The 15,778-nt window shown below is 61.9% G+C and carries 17 protein-coding genes; 5 read left to right on the top strand and 12 right to left on the bottom strand.

Features of this window, described 5'->3' with window-relative positions:
* Window positions 1-49: 49 nt before the first annotated feature.
* Genes rutD through rutA form a run of 4 tightly spaced genes read right to left on the bottom strand, consistent with a single transcriptional unit; the run spans window position 50 to window position 3,149 of the window.
* On the bottom strand, window positions 50-838 hold the full coding sequence (rutD, locus tag BC443_RS01850) for a pyrimidine utilization protein D (RefSeq protein ID WP_071230145.1): 789 nt from the start codon (window positions 836-838) through the stop codon (window positions 50-52).
* Window positions 839-874: 36 nt separating this feature from the next.
* Window positions 875-1,261 (bottom strand): pyrimidine utilization protein C, encoded by a 387-nt coding sequence (gene rutC / locus BC443_RS01845; protein ID WP_071230144.1) that lies wholly within the window; start codon window positions 1,259-1,261, stop codon window positions 875-877.
* Between the two features lie 2 nt (window positions 1,262-1,263).
* Entirely contained in the window at window positions 1,264-2,049 is a 786-nt protein-coding gene (rutB, locus tag BC443_RS01840; protein WP_071230143.1) for a pyrimidine utilization protein B, read from the bottom strand.
* Window positions 2,046-3,149 carry a pyrimidine utilization protein A gene (rutA, locus tag BC443_RS01835; RefSeq protein ID WP_071230142.1) on the bottom strand — a complete coding sequence of 368 codons (1,104 nt, stop codon included), beginning with the start codon at window positions 3,147-3,149 and terminating at the stop codon, window positions 2,046-2,048. Before rutA ends, rutB begins: the two co-directional genes overlap by 4 nt.
* A 393-nt stretch (window positions 3,150-3,542) precedes the next feature.
* Between rutA and rutR the strand changes: the two genes are divergently transcribed.
* Window positions 3,543-4,199, top strand: a complete 657-nt coding sequence (gene rutR, locus BC443_RS01830; RefSeq protein WP_071230141.1) for an HTH-type transcriptional regulator RutR — start codon at window positions 3,543-3,545, stop codon at window positions 4,197-4,199.
* Between the two features lie 101 nt (window positions 4,200-4,300).
* On the opposite strand, the gene BC443_RS01825 is transcribed toward rutR, so the two are convergent.
* Window positions 4,301-4,891 carry a malonic semialdehyde reductase gene (locus tag BC443_RS01825; RefSeq protein ID WP_071230140.1) on the bottom strand — a complete coding sequence of 197 codons (591 nt, stop codon included), beginning with the start codon at window positions 4,889-4,891 and terminating at the stop codon, window positions 4,301-4,303.
* A 277-nt stretch (window positions 4,892-5,168) separates the two neighbouring features.
* Here BC443_RS01825 and BC443_RS01820 point away from each other — a divergent pair, with 277 nt between their 5' ends.
* From BC443_RS01820 to BC443_RS01805, 4 genes are all read left to right on the top strand, one after another.
* Complete coding sequence (locus BC443_RS01820) at window positions 5,169-6,212, top strand: methionine ABC transporter ATP-binding protein (protein WP_071230139.1); 1,044 nt, start codon at window positions 5,169-5,171, stop codon at window positions 6,210-6,212.
* Window positions 6,193-6,846 carry a methionine ABC transporter permease gene (locus tag BC443_RS01815; RefSeq protein WP_071230138.1) on the top strand — a complete coding sequence of 218 codons (654 nt, stop codon included), beginning with the start codon at window positions 6,193-6,195 and terminating at the stop codon, window positions 6,844-6,846. The genes BC443_RS01820 and BC443_RS01815 overlap by 20 nt, the downstream gene beginning before the upstream one ends.
* A gap of 150 nt (window positions 6,847-6,996) precedes the next feature.
* Window positions 6,997-7,797, top strand: a complete 801-nt coding sequence (locus tag BC443_RS01810) for a MetQ/NlpA family ABC transporter substrate-binding protein (protein ID WP_071230137.1) — start codon at window positions 6,997-6,999, stop codon at window positions 7,795-7,797.
* A gap of 132 nt (window positions 7,798-7,929) precedes the next feature.
* On the top strand, window positions 7,930-8,403 hold the full coding sequence (locus tag BC443_RS01805) for a GAF domain-containing protein (RefSeq protein ID WP_071230136.1): 474 nt from the start codon (window positions 7,930-7,932) through the stop codon (window positions 8,401-8,403).
* 36 nt (window positions 8,404-8,439) lie between these two features.
* Here BC443_RS01805 and BC443_RS01800 read toward each other — a convergent pair whose 3' ends face one another.
* The 7 genes from BC443_RS01800 to BC443_RS01770 form a co-directional block, all read right to left on the bottom strand.
* Entirely contained in the window at window positions 8,440-9,273 is an 834-nt protein-coding gene (locus BC443_RS01800; protein WP_071230135.1) for an HDOD domain-containing protein, read from the bottom strand.
* A 181-nt stretch (window positions 9,274-9,454) separates the two neighbouring features.
* On the bottom strand, window positions 9,455-11,131 hold the full coding sequence (locus BC443_RS01795; protein ID WP_210766228.1) for an ABC transporter substrate-binding protein: 1,677 nt from the start codon (window positions 11,129-11,131) through the stop codon (window positions 9,455-9,457).
* Between the two features lie 157 nt (window positions 11,132-11,288).
* Window positions 11,289-11,561 (bottom strand): DUF2160 domain-containing protein, encoded by a 273-nt coding sequence (locus tag BC443_RS01790; protein WP_071230133.1) that lies wholly within the window; start codon window positions 11,559-11,561, stop codon window positions 11,289-11,291.
* A 29-nt stretch (window positions 11,562-11,590) separates the two neighbouring features.
* Window positions 11,591-12,391, bottom strand: a complete 801-nt coding sequence (locus BC443_RS01785; RefSeq protein ID WP_071230132.1) for a carbohydrate ABC transporter permease — start codon at window positions 12,389-12,391, stop codon at window positions 11,591-11,593.
* A 7-nt stretch (window positions 12,392-12,398) separates the two neighbouring features.
* A complete protein-coding gene (locus BC443_RS01780) occupies window positions 12,399-13,262 on the bottom strand; it encodes a sugar ABC transporter permease (RefSeq protein WP_071230131.1) in 864 nt (287 codons plus the stop codon).
* A complete protein-coding gene (locus tag BC443_RS01775) occupies window positions 13,259-14,362 on the bottom strand; it encodes an ABC transporter ATP-binding protein (protein ID WP_071230130.1) in 1,104 nt (367 codons plus the stop codon). Before BC443_RS01775 ends, BC443_RS01780 begins: the two co-directional genes overlap by 4 nt.
* A gap of 12 nt (window positions 14,363-14,374) precedes the next feature.
* Window positions 14,375-15,472: an ABC transporter ATP-binding protein gene (locus tag BC443_RS01770; RefSeq protein ID WP_071230129.1), complete on the bottom strand. Its 1,098-nt coding sequence runs from the start codon at window positions 15,470-15,472 to the stop codon at window positions 14,375-14,377.
* Between the last annotated feature and the right edge of the window lie 306 nt (window positions 15,473-15,778).

The raw sequence follows: 15,778 nt of genomic DNA, 5'->3' as shown, positions 1-15,778 counted from the left end.
CGACGTCATCATGGAACCTTCCTCCTGTCTCTCAACGGTGACGATCACATCATCGGAGTGGTGATCGGATTGTCAGGAATCGCTCTACCGAAGCGTTGAACGCCGCCGGAACGGTCACCGTCAGGCCGTGCCCGCCATAGTCGAACATTTCCAGCCGTGCGTTGGGCAATGCCTCGGCAAGGTGCCGGGATTGCGTGTACGGGACCAGCAGATCGTCCCGCGAGGCAATCACCAGCGTGGGCGTATCGATCTCTCCTAGCCGAGCATCGACATCGAAGGCCGACAGTGCGCCGATTCTGGCCAGCACGTTCTGCTTTTCCGGGAAATGTTCGAGGGCATGGGCTTCTTCGATCAGTAGCCTGTCGTGATTGGCGGACAGCCAGTCGGCGGGATACAGGAACAGCGGCTGCGCGTGCAGATACGCTTCGACGCCGCTGTCCTGGAGCAGCGCCAGGCGTACCCGAAAACAGCGCTCGCTCTGGACGTCGACACGGCTCCAGGCGTTGATCACGACCAATCGATCGAGCCGGGCCGGCGCCAGCAGCGCCATCTGCAGCCCGACCAGCCCGCCAAGGGCATGCCCCATGAAATCGACGCGCTCGATGTCCAATCGGTCGAGCAGGGCCAGCGCCTCCTGCGCCATGTCATCGATCGCGTAACCGATCGGTAGCTCGGCCGGGCTCTTGCCTGTGCCGAGGTGGTCATAGATCACCACCCGGTGTGTCGTCTCCAGCGAAGCCAGCTGCGGCTCCCAGAAACGACCGGCGCCACCCAATCCCGCGGAGAGCAGAATCGTCGGGGCGTCGGGATCCGTGCGTCCCAGTATTTCGTAGTGCATTGACGAGATCCTCCCGGCAAAGCGTCAATCAACGACTCAGTGAGGCAAATGCGCGATCGAAGCGATCTCGATCAGCGCATCCGGCTTCACCAGCCCGCACTGGATGCAGTAACGGGCAGGCTTCTCGCCGGGAAAGAATTCCGCATAGACGGCGTTGATCGCCGCGTAGTCTTCCCAGTTGCGCAGGAAGATCGAGTTGAAGGTGACGTCATTCATGCTGCCACCAGCGGTCTCGACCACGCTCTGGATGATTTCCAGCACGTGGCGGGTCTGGGCGGCAGCGTCACCGACGTGAACCACGTTATTTTCCTTGTCGAACGGCAGCGTGCCGGAAACGTAAAGGATATTGTCGGCCTGGCTACCCGGGACGAACGGGGCCAGAGGCGCACCGGAACCGGCGGGGATCACACTTGTCTTGGGCACGGTCACTCTCCTGCTGCTGATGAAGTCATGGGTGAAGCGTGTGGCTGTCGGACGTCGGTTCGAGCCGCGCAGGCATCCTCGAAAGCCTCGACGCTCGACACCCAGCCAAAGAAGGTTTCGATATTGAAGATGGCGCTGCTCTGCGCCGACGGCGGACCGGCTTGATAGGTCGCGTCCTCCAGCACGGTGCCGAAATACTCCAGGAAGAAGCCATCACGCAGCGTCGACTCGACGCACACGTTGGTGGCAATACCGGTGAACAGCAGGTGGTGGATACCCCGCGAACGCAGGATGCTGTCCAGCGCCGTGTTGAAGAACCCGCTATAGCGCGGCTTCGGCAGCACGATATCGCCAGGCTGAGGCTTCAAATCGTCGACCAGTGCGTAGTCCCAGGTCCCCTTGGCCAGCAGTTGCCCATGCAGTTCGGGGCGCTGACGCATGGTTTTGAGCGCGTTGGATTTATGCCAATTGGGTGATCCCGGGCCGCCGGCCTCGACGTACTCGGCATCCCAGCCATTCTGGAAGAAGATCACCTGGATACCCGCCGCGCGCGCCAGCTTGATCGCCTTGGCAATTCGCTCGATGACCGGCCCGGTGGTGGTGACATCGAAACCGGCCAGATCGAGATAGCCGCCCAGGGTGGCGTAGGCGTTCTGCATGTCGACGACGATCAATGCCGTCTCGGAGCACGGCATCGCGATCGCTTCCGGCCGACCGTCCAGCACGATCTCGTCGTTGGCGGAGACATCATCACGGCGGACCACCGGCGTCTGCTTGAGCCCGCTCATTCTGCCATCTCCGCTGTCTCGGCTGGTGCGTTGACAACCTCGACCCGGGTCTTCATCAGCGGCTGCACGCGCTCGCCGAAGATATCCAGTCCTGCCAGAAAGTCATCGAACGTCAGCATCACGCCGCCGATGCCCTCGACGGTATCGATCTCGTCGAGCATCCGCGCGACGTTGGCGTAGGAGCCGACCAGAGTCCCCATATTGAAGTTGACCGCCGATGTCGGGTCGGTCATCTGGCGCACATTGGTATCCTTGCCCGAGCTCTTGTCCTGGCTGCCCTGGTCGGCCATCCAGTCGAGGGCCTCCTGATCGGCGCCGGCCTTGTAGTGTTCCCAGCGCGCCATCGCGGCTTCGTCACTCTCGTCGGCGATCACCATGAACAGCACGTAGCAAGCGATATCGCGTCCGGATTCCCTGCCCGCCGCGTTGAGACGCTCGGCGGTATCGGCAAACGCCGTCGGCGTATTCAGCCCCTTGCCGAAGCAGAAGCTGTAGTCGGCGTGCTTGGCGGTGAAGGCCATGCCGGCACTCGACTGGCCGGCGCAGACGATCTTGACGCCCTGTTCGGGGCGCGGACTCAGGCGACAGTCGTCCATCTGGAAAAAGTCGCCCTTCAGATCGCTGCGCCCCGTCTCCAGCAGATCCCGCAGCACTGTGGTGTACTCATCGAGGTAGGCGTAGCGCTTGGCAAAGTACTCGTCTCCCGGCCACATCCCCATCTGGCTGTATTCCGGTTTCTGCCAGCCGGTCACCAGATTGATGCCAAAACGCCCCGGCGCAATCGAGTCGATGGTCGCCGCCATGCGCGCGGTAATCGCCGGCGGCATCACCAACGTCGCCGCGGTAGCGTAGAGATTGATCTTCGAGGTCACGGCCGCCAGCCCTGCCATCAGAGTGAAGGACTCCAGCGCGTGCTCCCAGAACTCGGTCTTGCCGCCGAAGCCGCGCAACTTGATCATCGACAGCACGAACTCGAAGCCGTAGCTTTCGGCCTTCAGGGTCACAGCCTTGTTGAGTTCGAAGGTCGGCATGTACTGCGGCGCGTTTTCGGAAATCAGCCAGCCGTTGTTACCGATAGGGATAAAGACACCTAGTTGCATGAGTCACCTCGTCATTCGGCTCTCATTATCGAGATCTGCCGCCGGCCTCTGTCGGCCCCGACACCTGACAATCCCTTTACAACAGACGTGCCAACGCGTCGTACCGTATCCGTTTTCAATGACTTGGGACGCGACGCAACCAGACTGTCAGACCATTTGGTCCAACCAGAAAGAAAAGTCGCTCAGCAATGACGCAAGGAATGGCACGTTCGCGCAATTTCGGTGCGCAGCGAGGCTCGTCGCTGACCGAGTCGTTGACCGAGGTCGATGGCGCCAGGCCCGAACCGACGTGGTAAAGTGCCAGCGAATGTTATCGACCTGTAATGGCCACGGCTCGATGCCTTTGGGTAGAGAATTGGCACGCCATTCAGGTCTTTACCAACCAGGATGTCCATGACGCCACTCACGCCTAGCGCCGCCGTCTCCCCTGGCCGCGCCGCTGCCAGTGAAGCCCGCAAGCAACGTATTCGAGATGCGGCGCTATCGCTGTTTTCCCAGTTCGGTCTGCGCGGGGCCAGCCTGGACGCCATCGCCGATCAGGCGGGCGTCTCCAAGACCAATCTGCTCTATTACTTTCCTTCCAAGGAAAAGCTCTACATCTCGGTCTTGCAGCAAATCCTGAATACCTGGCTGGAACCGATACGCGCCATCGATGCCGACCAGTCCCCGGAAGCGGCCATCAATCACTACATTCGTATCAAGGTCGAGCTGTCGAGGGATCATGTGCAGGCGTCGCGGCTCTTCTGCCTGGAGATGATCCAGGGCGCGCCACTGCTGAAGGAAGAACTACATAGTGATCTGCGCGCGCTGGTAGAGGAAAAATCGAAAGTCATCGAAGGCTGGATAGCGCACGGCAGCTTACTGCCGGTCGACCCGCATCATCTGATCTATCTGCTCTGGGGCACCACGCAGCATTACGCCGATTTTGCCGTACAGATCGAAGCGATCTCCGGCAAGACGCTGGCTGATCCCGAGTTCTTCGAAGCCACGGTCGACAATATTCAGCGCATCGTGCTGGGCGGCTTGCTGCCGCGGCCGAAGGAGTCCTGAAGCGGCTTCGGCGGCACTTTGGTGGCTGCGATAAAACCCGCCCGACGGAACTGACCGAGCGGGGGTTCTACACGGCAAAGTCGATCGTTTGGTCCGTTGGCTCAAGCCAGTTGGCAAGCTTCTTCGAATGCCAGGCGCGGCAGACGCGGCTTGACGCCGGAAACGTCACCATAACCCAGATTGACCAGCAGGTTGGTCGTCCAATCGGTACCGGCGAAAAACGCTTCATCCAGTGCCTTGGCATCGAAGCCGGACATCGGCCCGGTATCCAGCCCCATTGCCCGCGCCGCCAGGATCAGATAGCCGGCCTGCATCGAACTGTTGCGTAGCGCCGTCTGCTCGGCGAAGGCTTCGCTCCCGGTGAACCAGCTGCGCGCATCGGTGTGCGGGAACAGCGTCGGCAACTGATCATAGAAGCGCTTGTCGTAGGCCACGATAACCGTGCAGGGAGCCGTCGCCGTCTTTTCGGCGTTACCGGAAGAGACGCACGGCAGCAATTTGTCCTTCCCCGCCGCCGAGCGAACGAAAACGAAGCGCGCCGGGCAGCAGTTGGCCGAGGTCGGTCCCATCTTGACCAGCTCGTAGAGCTTGCGCAGAGTCTCCTCGCTAATTTCCCGCGATTGCCAGGCATTATGGGTATGCGCTTCCAGAAAGAGCTGGTTCAGGGCCTGATCATCGAGTGACGGCAGCATCGACTTTCTCCTTGTTGTCTTTCAAAAGTGTCTTGAAACAGAGTCTTGAGCCTTTGAGGCAGAGAGTTGTCACTGAGAGCGAAAACTGTGTGGCGGCAAGCCGGCCGCCGTCGCTTACGGTATCTCGCGACCGATGCCGACGCCAGCGGTCGCTCTGGTCCGGCGAGATCCGTATACTAGCGCCCTCATCGAAGCGGGGCTGGCGCCGGCAGTCCCTATGGCGCGAGACACCCTACCCGCTCTCCCGATTCCCAGACAGACGCTTTCGACACGCCTAATGATCACTCTGGACAACGTCTCCAAAACCTACGGCAGCGGGCCCGGCGCCGTGCAGGCGCTGAAAGATATCGACCTGCAGGTGCCCAAAGGCACGATTCACGGCGTCATCGGCCTCTCCGGCGCCGGCAAGTCGACGCTCATTCGCTGCGTCAACCTGCTCGAGCGCCCGAGCGCCGGCCGGGTTCTCATCGATGGAGAGGATCTGACCGCGATGGATGCCGCCGCGCTGCGTCAGGCACGCCATCAATGCGGCATGATCTTTCAGCACTTCAATCTGCTGACCAACCGCACCGTCTACGACAATGTCGCCCTGCCGCTCGAACTGATGGGCCAGTCGCGCCAGACCATTCGCGAGCGCGTCCTTCCGCTGCTGGAGATGACCGGGCTCGCGGACAAGACGAAACAGTATCCGGCCCAGCTTTCCGGCGGGCAGAAGCAGCGCGTGGCGATCGCCCGCGCGCTGGCCAGCCGCCCCAAGGTGCTGCTGTGCGACGAAGCCACATCGGCACTCGACCCGCAGACGACCGCCTCGATCCTGACGCTGCTGCAGGAGATCAACCGGCAGCTGGGGCTGACCATCCTGCTGATCACCCACGAAATGGAGGTGGTGAAGACCATCTGCCATCGCGTGGGGCTGATTTCCGATGGCCGCCTGGTCGAAGACGCCGATGTCGGCGACTTCTTCACGGCGCCGGGTACGCAACTGGGACGGGAGTTTCTGAACGACTTCCTCAAGCTGGAAGCGCCCCAGGCGCTGATCGAGCGGCTCGAACCCGAGCCCAGCGAAACCACCCATCCCGTGGTGCGGCTGACCTTCTCCGGCGACAGCGTGTCCACTCCGCTGATCTCGCGCCTGGCCCGGGAACACGGCATTGATGTCAGCATCCTCCAGGCCAAGGTCGAATCCATTCAGGGGCGTACGCTCGGCCTGATGATCGCCGAACTGATGGGCAGTGCTTCGCAGACACGGCAGGCACTGACGACGCTCGAATCCTTTGATCTGCAAGTGGAGGTAATGGGTCATGTCCAGCGCACTGATTGATCTCGTCTGGCAGTCCACGCTGGAAACGCTCTACATGGTCGCCGTCGCCGGCATTCTGTCGGCGCTGGCAGGCGTCCCCCTCGGCGTGCTGCTGTATGTGACCCGGCCGCGCCAGATCCTCGCTCAGCCGGCCGTCAACACGATACTCGGCATCGTCACCAACGTCGGGCGCTCGGTGCCGTTCATCATCCTGCTGGTGGCGATCATTCCGTTCACCCGCATGATCGTCGGCAGTTCCATCGGAACCAATGCCGCCGCCGTGCCGCTGACGATCGCCGCGATTCCGTTCGTCGCCCGGCTGGTCGAAGGCGCGCTTAACGAAGTCTCTCCCGGCCTGGTCGAAGCCGCCCAGTCGATGGGCGCGACGCCGATGCAGATCATCATGAAGGTCCTGCTGCCGGAGGCGCGTGGCGGCATCATCAACGGCCTGACGATCACCATCGTCGCCCTGGTCAGCTACTCCGCCATGGCGGGCGCCGTGGGCGGTGGCGGGCTCGGCGACCTGGGCATCCGCTACGGCTACAACCGCTTCAACCCGACCGTGATGCTGATCACCGTGGTGGTGCTGGTCGTGATGGTGCAGTTGTTTCAGAGCCTGGGTGACTATCTGGTGCGCAAGAGCGATCACAAGTGAAGGGCTTGCGCAGAGCGGATTAGACTAATAACCAGAATGAATTACCGTGATCGCCGTTATTCCGTTATATTTCGGCGGTCATGAGACGCCACAAGAGCGCCAACGTCGTTTCCGATTGCATTGCCACATCTTTCAGGGAGAATCTCGCCAATGCCGATTTCACTGACACGTACACTGAGTGCCGCCGCGCTGAGCCTGGGGCTGGCCGTCGGCACCGCGCACGCCGCCGACGATACCATCAAGGTCGGCACCATGGCCGGTCCGGAGACCGATGTCATGCAGGTGGCCAAGCAGGTCGCCAAGGAAAAGTACGGCCTCGATGTCGAGATCGTCGAGTTCACCGACTACGTCACGCCCAATGCGGCGCTCGCCGATGGCAGCCTGGACGCCAATGCCTATCAGCACGAGCCCTACATGCGCTCGATGGTCAACGACCGCGGCTATGATTTCGCCATTGCCGGCAAGACGTTCGTCTATCCGATCGGCGCCTATTCCGCCAAGTACGACAGCATCGACGATCTGCCCGACGGTGCGACCATCGCCGTACCCAACGATCCGACCAACGAAGGTCGCGCGCTGATCCTGTTGGACAACCTCGAACTGATCACGCTCGACGATCCGAAAAACCTGGAAGCGACGCCGATCAACATCACCGAGAATCCGCACGATTATTCGTTCAAGGAGATCGAGGCCGCCCAGATGCCGCGCGTGCTACAGGACGTCGACCTGGCCTTCATCAACAGCACCTTCACGCAGCCCGCCGGTCTGACGCTGGATGATGCGCTGATCAAGGAAGGCCCGGACTCCCCCTACGTCAACCTGATCGTGGTGCGTGGCGGCGACCAGGACCGCGAAGCGATTCAGGAACTGGTCAAGGCCTACCAGTCGGACGCCGTCGCCGACAAGGCCAAAGCGCTGTTCGAAGGTGGCGCCGTTCCCGGCTGGAAGTAAGCCGGTCGCCAGACACCGGTCGGCGAATCCGCTGGCCGGTTCTCGCCAGCCACCGTAGCGAATCGGAAACCAGCGCCCCAGGGCGCTGGTTTCTGGTTTCGACACCCTGTTCACGTGACAAGGAAACCCGTGATGACCGACTACGATTCCCTCGAACGCCAGTTGAAAGCCCTGCTCGATACTCGCGACTGGTTGACCAACGCCGCCCAGACCAGCGCCTTTTTGACGCAGACGCTAGGCGAGTTGAACTGGGTCGGCTTCTATCTCCAGCGCCAACCCGAGACACTGGTTCTCGGCCCATTCCAGGGCTTGCCGGCCTGCAATCCGATTCCGTTTTCCAAGGGCGTCTGCGGCGCCGCGGCCCGCTCGCGCCAGACCCAGCGCGTCGACGACGTCCATGCGGTGCCGGATCATATCGCCTGCGATGCGGCGTCGCGTTCCGAACTGGTCGTGCCGATCGTCGTCGGTGACAAGGTATGGGGCGTGCTGGACATCGACAGCCCCGTTCCTGCACGTTTCAGCGCCGAGGATCAGGCCGGTATCGAACGCCTGTGCCGCGTATTCACCGAGGCCAGCGATCTGAACGCCAATGCCTCGATCGTCTGATCGCCCCTCCACGGGGCGCGTACGGCGACTCAGGGCTCAATCCAGGAAAACGTCCAGTTCGTTATCCGTGCGCATGACCTGCAGGATCTCCTCGTAAAGCGAAAGCAGATCCAGTGCGAGCGGCCGACGAACGTCCCGCGGCATCTCGCCCAGGGCATGCTCTTCACGCCGTCCATTGGCGATATTGTGATAGAGGCCGATGGCCAGATGAACGACGGCGGCGTACGCCGAGAACGGCACGGATTCCAGCGGCTTGCCCTGATAGGTCAGCGCGTTGCAGATGGCCTCGGGAAAGCGCCACCGACGCCCCAGTTCGGCCCCTACCTCGCAGAAGGTATAACCGAACTGATCGGCCTCCAGTTCGGCTCGCGGCGCGCCCTCTGCGACCAGCGCGTCGATCCGCCGCATGGTTTCGGGGTGGCCGATGTGCATCAACGCCGACCCCACATGATGCAGAATGCCACAGGTGAAAGCGGTCTCCGGCACCAGGTCTTGCAACTGGCTATGCCGCACGATCGTACGGCTGAGATTGGCAACCATGAACGACTCGTGCCAGAACGCCTGACGGTCGAGACCGGGCACTTCCTTGAGCAAACCGACCATGCCAGAGGCGATGACCAGCATGCGCACGCGATCGAAGCCCAGCAACAACAAGGCATCGTCGATCGTCGCCACGTTTCGTCCCATGCCGTATCGCACGGAATTGGCGGAGCGCAACAACTTCAGACTCAGGTTGGGGTCTTTATGAATCGTGGTCGAGACGCGGTGAATACTGATCTTGTCGTTATCCAGACTGGCGATCAACTCGGTGACCACGGCGGGCACGCTGGGTAACTGATGAATATGCTCGAACAACGAATTCAGTGACATGTTCTACTCCTGCTGTCCCTCCATGGTATCTATCACCCGGTCAAAAGTCGTGAGGTCAGGCGCACAATAGCGCCGCTGCGGGCGAAAGCGGAGCAAAAGAATCCCGCCGGACAACCGGCGGGAAGGTCATCGCCCAGGCGACGCGAACATCTCGAGTTGCAGCCTCGGGCCGAGGATTCGCTCAGCTTTCCTGCCAGGACTTCACCATCTCGTCATACGGAACGGTCTTGCCCTGCGGCTTTTCGTTATCGAGCTTGGGCTTGGGCGCGCCGGGCTGGTCCAGCCAGTACTGGGCATCACGCGGCTCGTTGAGTTTCGGCCCGCACTGTGGCTGGACGTTGGCGCGCTCCAGGCGCTCCATGATTCGATCCTGCGCGTCCGCCAGACCGTCCAGCGCTTCCTGGGCACTGGTCTCGCCGCTGACAGCGCGGGAGATGAACTGCCACCACAGCTGCGCCAGCTTGGGATAGTCCGGCACGTTGGTTCCGGTCGGCGACCACTGCAGCCGCGCCGGGCTACGATAGAACTCGACCAGCCCGCCCAGCTTGGGCGCGGCTTCGGTCATCGCGTCGGACTGGATGTCGGACTCGCGAATCGGCGTCAGCCCCACCAGCGTCTTCTGAAGAGAGACCGTCTTCGACGTCACGAACTGCGCGTAGAGCCAGGCGGCGAGACGGTTCTTCTCGGGCGTCGACTCCATGAAGGTCCAGGACCCCACGTCCTGATAGCCCTTCTTCATGCCGTCTTCCCAGTAAGGGCCCACCGGTGACGGCGCCATGCGCCATTTGGGCGTGCCGTCCTCGTTGACCACCGGCAGGCCTGGCTGTGTCATGTCGGCGGTGAAGCCGGTGTACCAGAAGATCTGCTGCGCGACATTGCCCTGCGCCGGCACCGGCCCCGCTTCGGAGAACGTCATGCCCTGCGCTTCCGGCGGCGCATAGGCGTGCAGCCAGTCGATGTACTTCTGGGTCGCGAAGACCGCTGCCGGGCCGTTGGTCGCGCCGCCACGAGTAACGTTCGAGCCCACCGGATGGCACTGCTCGACGCGAATCCCCCATTCGTCGACCGGCAGACCGTTGGGAATGCCCTTGTCGCCCGCTCCCGCCATCGAGAACCAGGCATCGGTGAAGCGCCAGCCCAGCGAGGGATCCTTCTTGCCGTAGTCCATGTGGCCGTAGACGCGTACGCCGTCGATATCGTGGACATCGTTGGTGAAGAAGTCGGCGATATCCTCGTAGGCAGACCAGTTCACCGGCACGCCCAGCTCGTAGCCGTACTTCTCCTTGAATTGCTGCTTGATCTCCGGATCATCGAACCAGTCGGCGCGGAACCAGTAGAGATTGGCGAACTGCTGATCGGGAAGCTGGTAGACCTTGCCGTCAGGCCCCGTGGTGAACGAGAGCCCGATGAAGTCGTCGAGATCCAGCGTCGGCGACGTGACCTCGGCCCCGTCGCCCTCGATCATGTCGGAGATTGGCACCACCTTGCCGTAGCGCGCGTGGGTGCCGATCAGGTCCGAATCGTTGACATAGGCATCGTAGATATTGCGGCCGGACTGCATCTGCGTCTGCAGCTTCTCGATCACGTCCCCTTCCTGAACCAGATCGTGGGTCAGTTGGATACCGGTAATCTCGCTGAACGCCCGGGCCAGCACTTCGGATTCGTATTTATGAGTCGTGAGCGTTTCCGAAACCACATTAATCTGCATGCCGCGATACGGCTTGGCGGCGTCGATGAACCACTGCATCTCCGCCATCTGCTGCTCGGGCGTGAGCGTCGAGGTCGAGAACTCGTCGTCCAGCCAGCGTTTGGCGGCGTCCTGGTACTGATCGGCAACCGCGACTCCCGATACGGCCATCAGCCCCGCGAGACTGACCCCGACGCCGATGCCTAGCGGCGTTCGGCGAGACGATTTGGCGTGCTTGATATCGAACATAGCGTTAACCCCGTTTGTTATCCTTCGCTTTTTCCTGTCGTGGCGCTATCCGATGCAGATAATGATCCCGGTCGGTGCGTTACCCCCATTTCATGATGATTGCCATTCCCGCCATACAGAGACCGGTGGCGAGCCAGAGCGGCCAGTCGGTCAATGCCAGCACCAGCAGATGCACGTATGCCGATGCCAGCAGGCCGATGAACAGCCGGTCGCCGCGCGATGTGACCAGCGGCAGGAACCCTTTGCGTTCGCGCCCGGGCGATACGGTCTGCCAGACCGTCATCGCCACCAGCATCAGCGCGATCGCCGAAAAGAACAGTGCCGTCGGTAGTGTCCAGGCCATCCAGCCCATGATGATCTCCTCCCTTTCCGGCAAGCCGATCAGACGCGGCCCAGGGCAAAGCCCTTGGCGACGTGATTGCGCACGAAATAGATCACGGCGATGCCGGGCAGCAGTGCCACCACCCCGGCTGCCGCCAGCACGCCCCAGTCGATGCCGGATGCCGATACCGTGCGGGTCATCTGCGACACGATCGGCTTGGCGTCGACCGAAGTCAGGGTCCGTGCCAGCAGCAGCTCCACCCACGAGAACATGAAGCAGAAAAACGCGGTGACACCGATGCCGGGCCGAATCATCGGCAAGAAGATGCGAACGAAGAACTTGGGAAAGGTATAGCCGTCGATATAAGCCATTTCGTCGATCTCCTTGGGCACCGACGACATGAAGCCCTCGAGAATCCACACCGCCAGCGGCACGTTGAACAGGCAGTGCGCCAGCGCCACGGCGATCGGCGTATCGAACAGCCCCACCGCCGAATAGAGCTGGAAGAACGGCAGCAGGAAAACCGCCGGTGGCGCCATCCGGTTGGTCAACAGCCAGAAGAACATGTGCTTGTCGCCCAGGAAGCGGTAGCGCGAGAACGCATAGGCGGCCGGTAGCGCCACCAGCAGCGAAATCAGCATGTTCATCGACACGTAGCTGAGGGAATTGAGATAGCTCGTGTACCAGGTCGGCTCGGTGAAGATGACTCGGTAATTGTCCAGCGTCGGCGCCGCCGGCCACAGGGTGAGGCCGCCGAGAATTTCCCGGTTCGACTTCAACGACATGTTGACGAGCCAGTAGATCGGCACCAGCACGAACAGCAGATAGACCAGCATCACCAGGCTTTTACGCAATCTCATGGCGGCGTCATCCCTTGTTGTCGTTATGCGTCATGGCGGTATAGAACACCCAGGTCACCAGCAAAATGATCAGGAAATAGATCAGCGAAAACGCCGCGGCCCGGCCCAGGTCGAACTGGCCCAGCGCCATCTGGGTCAGGGTCTGACTCAGGAACGTCGTCGCCGTGCCCGGCCCGCCGCCGGTGAGCACGAACGGCTCGGTGTAGATCATGAAGCTGTCCATGAAGCGCAGCATCACCGCGATCAGCAGCACGTTCTTGAGCTTCGGCAGCTGGATGTAGCGGAACACCGCCCAGGACGAGGCGCGATCGATCCGCGCCGCCTGGTAGTAGACGTCCGGAATCGAACGCAGCCCGGAGTAGCACAGCAGCGCGACCAGCGACGTCCAGTGCCAGACATCCATCACCAGCACCGTCGCCCAGGCATCCCGCGGGTTGGAGGCGTAGTTGTAGTCGAGCCCGAGGCTGTTGAGGATCCAGCCATAGAGGCCAATATCCTCCCGTCCGATGATCTGCCAGATCGTCCCCACCACGTTCCACGGCACAAGCAGCGGCAGTGACAGCAGGATCAGGCTGACCGGCACGCCCAGCCCCCGCCTCGGCATGGACAGCGCGACGATGATGCCCAGCGGCACCTCGATGACCAGCACACAGAACGAGTAGATGAACTGTCGCATCAGCGAATCGTGCAGCCTCGGATCCGCTAGAATCTCCCGATACCACTCCGTCCCCACGAAATAGCGCGTGCTCGGGTCGAAGATGTCCTGCACGGAGTAGTTGACCACCGTCATCATCGGAATGATGGCGCTGAACGCCACCAGCACGAAGACGGGCAGCACCAGCCACCAGGCCTTGTTGTTGTAGGGTTTCATGGCGCGATCTCCACCAGCCGGTCATCACGATAGAAGCGCTGCCAGGCCGCCGGGAATGCCAGCCCGACACGCCCTTCCGGTACGGGCTCCTCTTCCCCCAGCCGCGCCTTGATCACGGGCGCCGACGGCGTGTCGAGACGCACATCGACGATCTTGAAGGTGCCCTGGTCCTGGACCAGATCCACCTGGCCGTGCAGCGCCGACACCTCGGGAGCGACGAGCTGCACGAACTCCGGCCGGATGCCAAGCTGCAGACGCCCTTCGCCCCCTCGGCGCAGCTGCGCGACGACCGATTCATCCACCGGCAGCGTTCGCCCCCCGAGCTCGACCCCTGACGAGCCCAGGACGATGTCGAGCAGGTTCATGCCGGGGCTGCCGATGAAGTAGCCGACAAAGGGATGTTGCGGATTCTCGAACAGCTCCCGCGGGGTGCCGAACTGGACGATCTGGCCCTGGTACATCACCGCGATCTTGTCGGCGAAGGTGGAAGCCTCAAGTTGATCGTGGGTGACGTAGACCATCGTCACGTTGAAACGCTGATGGATCTCCTTGAGCTTGCGCCGCAGCCGCCACTTCAGCTGCGGATCGATCACCGTCAGCGGTTCGTCGAACAGGATCGCCGCCACGTCGTCGCGCACCAGACCGCGCCCCATCGACACCTTCTGCTTCTCGTCGGCGGTCAGATTGTGCGCCTTGCGGCTCAACAGCGGCTCGATCTCCAGCGCCTCGGCCACCTCGCGCACACGCTGGTCGATGCGGTCACGGGAAAGGCCCTGGTTGCGTAGCGGAAACGCCAGGTTGCCGAACACCGTCATGGTGTCGTAGACCACCGGGAACTGGAAAACCTGGGCGATGTTGCGCTGCTGCGGGCTGAGGTCGTTGACCGACTTGCCGTCGTAGAGCACCCGCCCCTCGGATGGCACCAACAGCCCGGAGATGATGTTGAGCAGCGTGCTCTTGCCGCAGCCCGAAGGGCCCAGCAAGGCATAGGCCCCGCCCTGCTCCCAGACATGATCCATCTGCCTCAGCGCGTAATCGGCCGGCTTCGAAGGGGTGCCGTGATAGCTGTGCGCCAATTGCTCCAAGCGAATTTCCGCCATGTCCGACTCTCCTTACACGCTGGCAAGCGTTGGTCGCGGCGAGGATGGCGACAGCACCAGATCCCCGTCCGGCTCGAACACGAACAGCTGGCGACAGGCCACCTGCATCTCCAGAGCCTGGTCGACGTCGAACTCGTGAATGCCGATCAAATGCGCCACCAGGTCGATCCGGTCATGCGATAGATGCAGGAACGTCTCGGAGCCGCTGATCTCCGCCACACGAACGACGACCGGCAGGCGAAACGCAGGCTCATCGAGCGGCTGCAGCGACCAGTGGTGCGGCCGGATACCGACCTGGTACTCGCCGGCCGGCAGCGAACGCCACACGTCCGGCCGCGGCTGACGCAAGTCGGCGATACGACACTCGTCGCCCTGTATCGTCATCGACATCAGGTTGATGGGCGGCTCGCCGAACAGGCTCGCCGCTTCCCGGTTGCAAGGGTGGCGATAGACCTCGTCGCTGGGGCCGCTCTGGACGATCCGGCCCTGGTGCAGCAGCGTGGTCGTGCCGCCCAGCGCCAGCGCCTCCGCGGGTTCGGTGGTGGCGTAGACAGCGATGGTATGACGCGACTCGAACAGCTTGCGCATTTCCACCCGCAGCGCCTCGCGAAGCTTGTAGTCGAGGTTGACCAGTGGCTCGTCGAACAGTACCAGGTCGGCATCCTTGACCAGCGCGCGAGCCATCGCCGTACGCTGCTGCTGGCCGCCGGAGAGTTCCTGCGGGTAACGCCCCAGCAGGTGCTGGATGCCCAGCATCTCGGCGGTCTCCTCGACCCGCCGGGCGATCTCCTGGCGCGATACCTTGGCCTGCTTGAGCGGCGAAGCGATATTGTCGAAAACCGTCAACGTGGGATAGTTGATGAACTGCTGATAGACCATCGAGACGTTGCGCTGGCGTACCGGCACATGAGTCATGTCCCGCCCCCCGAGACGCACCGTTCCCCGGTCCGGCATATCCAGGCCGGCCATCAGCCGCATCAACGTCGTCTTTCCCGCCAGCGTATGTCCCAGCAGCACATTGAACGATCCTGGCTCCAGCGTCAGGCAGGCATTGTCGATATAGGTCTCGCCCCGCACCGACAGTGTCACATTGTCGAGTTGTAATGACATGAGTGGCGCCGTTCCCTGTTCTCTTTCGAGCATCCTAGAACAGCCGTTTCATAAAGCTATACGACCAAAAAAGAAACCAGCACCGTCACCGGGAAAAGAAGTTTATCGCCTTGATTTATAAACCATTAAAATATTTAACACCTTAGTCTTAAACACCAATGTCCAATCTCTGGCAACCGATGCATGGCAGGTGTGATAGGGAAAAGTGCCGAGTTTCCAACATCGCCTGTTCGGAAACCAACACGACTGGCGGGAGCGAATGGCGTTTAAGCGATCGGTGACGATTATTCAGCGACGGATGGCGGG

The sequence above is a fragment of the Salinicola sp. MIT1003 genome (assembly GCF_001858555.1).
In the GTDB taxonomy this organism is placed as follows: domain Bacteria; phylum Pseudomonadota; class Gammaproteobacteria; order Pseudomonadales; family Halomonadaceae; genus Salinicola; species Salinicola salarius.
This window is presented reverse-complemented; position numbering and strand designations above follow the sequence as displayed.

Excerpts from the sequence above, each read along its gene's own strand:
- BC443_RS01820 (WP_071230139.1), top strand. The coding sequence starts at position 5,169 with ATGATCACTCTGGACAACGTCTCCAAAACCTACGGCAGCGGGCCCGGC.
- BC443_RS01800 (WP_071230135.1), bottom strand. The coding sequence starts at position 9,273 with ATGTCACTGAATTCGTTGTTCGAGCATATTCATCAGTTACCCAGCGTG.
- BC443_RS01775 (WP_071230130.1), bottom strand. The coding sequence starts at position 14,362 with ATGGCGGAAATTCGCTTGGAGCAATTGGCGCACAGCTATCACGGCACC.
- BC443_RS01805 (WP_071230136.1), top strand. The coding sequence starts at position 7,930 with ATGACCGACTACGATTCCCTCGAACGCCAGTTGAAAGCCCTGCTCGAT.
- BC443_RS01790 (WP_071230133.1), bottom strand. The coding sequence starts at position 11,561 with ATGGGCTGGATGGCCTGGACACTACCGACGGCACTGTTCTTTTCGGCG.
- rutR (WP_071230141.1), top strand. The coding sequence starts at position 3,543 with ATGACGCCACTCACGCCTAGCGCCGCCGTCTCCCCTGGCCGCGCCGCT.
- BC443_RS01785 (WP_071230132.1), bottom strand. The coding sequence starts at position 12,391 with ATGAGATTGCGTAAAAGCCTGGTGATGCTGGTCTATCTGCTGTTCGTG.
- BC443_RS01815 (WP_071230138.1), top strand. The coding sequence starts at position 6,193 with ATGTCCAGCGCACTGATTGATCTCGTCTGGCAGTCCACGCTGGAAACG.
- rutB (WP_071230143.1), bottom strand. The coding sequence starts at position 2,049 with ATGAGCGGGCTCAAGCAGACGCCGGTGGTCCGCCGTGATGATGTCTCC.
- rutD (WP_071230145.1), bottom strand. The coding sequence starts at position 838 with ATGCACTACGAAATACTGGGACGCACGGATCCCGACGCCCCGACGATT.
- BC443_RS01770 (WP_071230129.1), bottom strand. The coding sequence starts at position 15,472 with ATGTCATTACAACTCGACAATGTGACACTGTCGGTGCGGGGCGAGACC.
- rutA (WP_071230142.1), bottom strand. The coding sequence starts at position 3,149 with ATGCAACTAGGTGTCTTTATCCCTATCGGTAACAACGGCTGGCTGATT.
- BC443_RS01795 (WP_210766228.1), bottom strand. The coding sequence starts at position 11,131 with ATGGCCGTATCGGGAGTCGCGGTTGCCGATCAGTACCAGGACGCCGCC.
- BC443_RS01810 (WP_071230137.1), top strand. The coding sequence starts at position 6,997 with ATGCCGATTTCACTGACACGTACACTGAGTGCCGCCGCGCTGAGCCTG.
- BC443_RS01780 (WP_071230131.1), bottom strand. The coding sequence starts at position 13,262 with ATGAAACCCTACAACAACAAGGCCTGGTGGCTGGTGCTGCCCGTCTTC.
- BC443_RS01825 (WP_071230140.1), bottom strand. The coding sequence starts at position 4,891 with ATGCTGCCGTCACTCGATGATCAGGCCCTGAACCAGCTCTTTCTGGAA.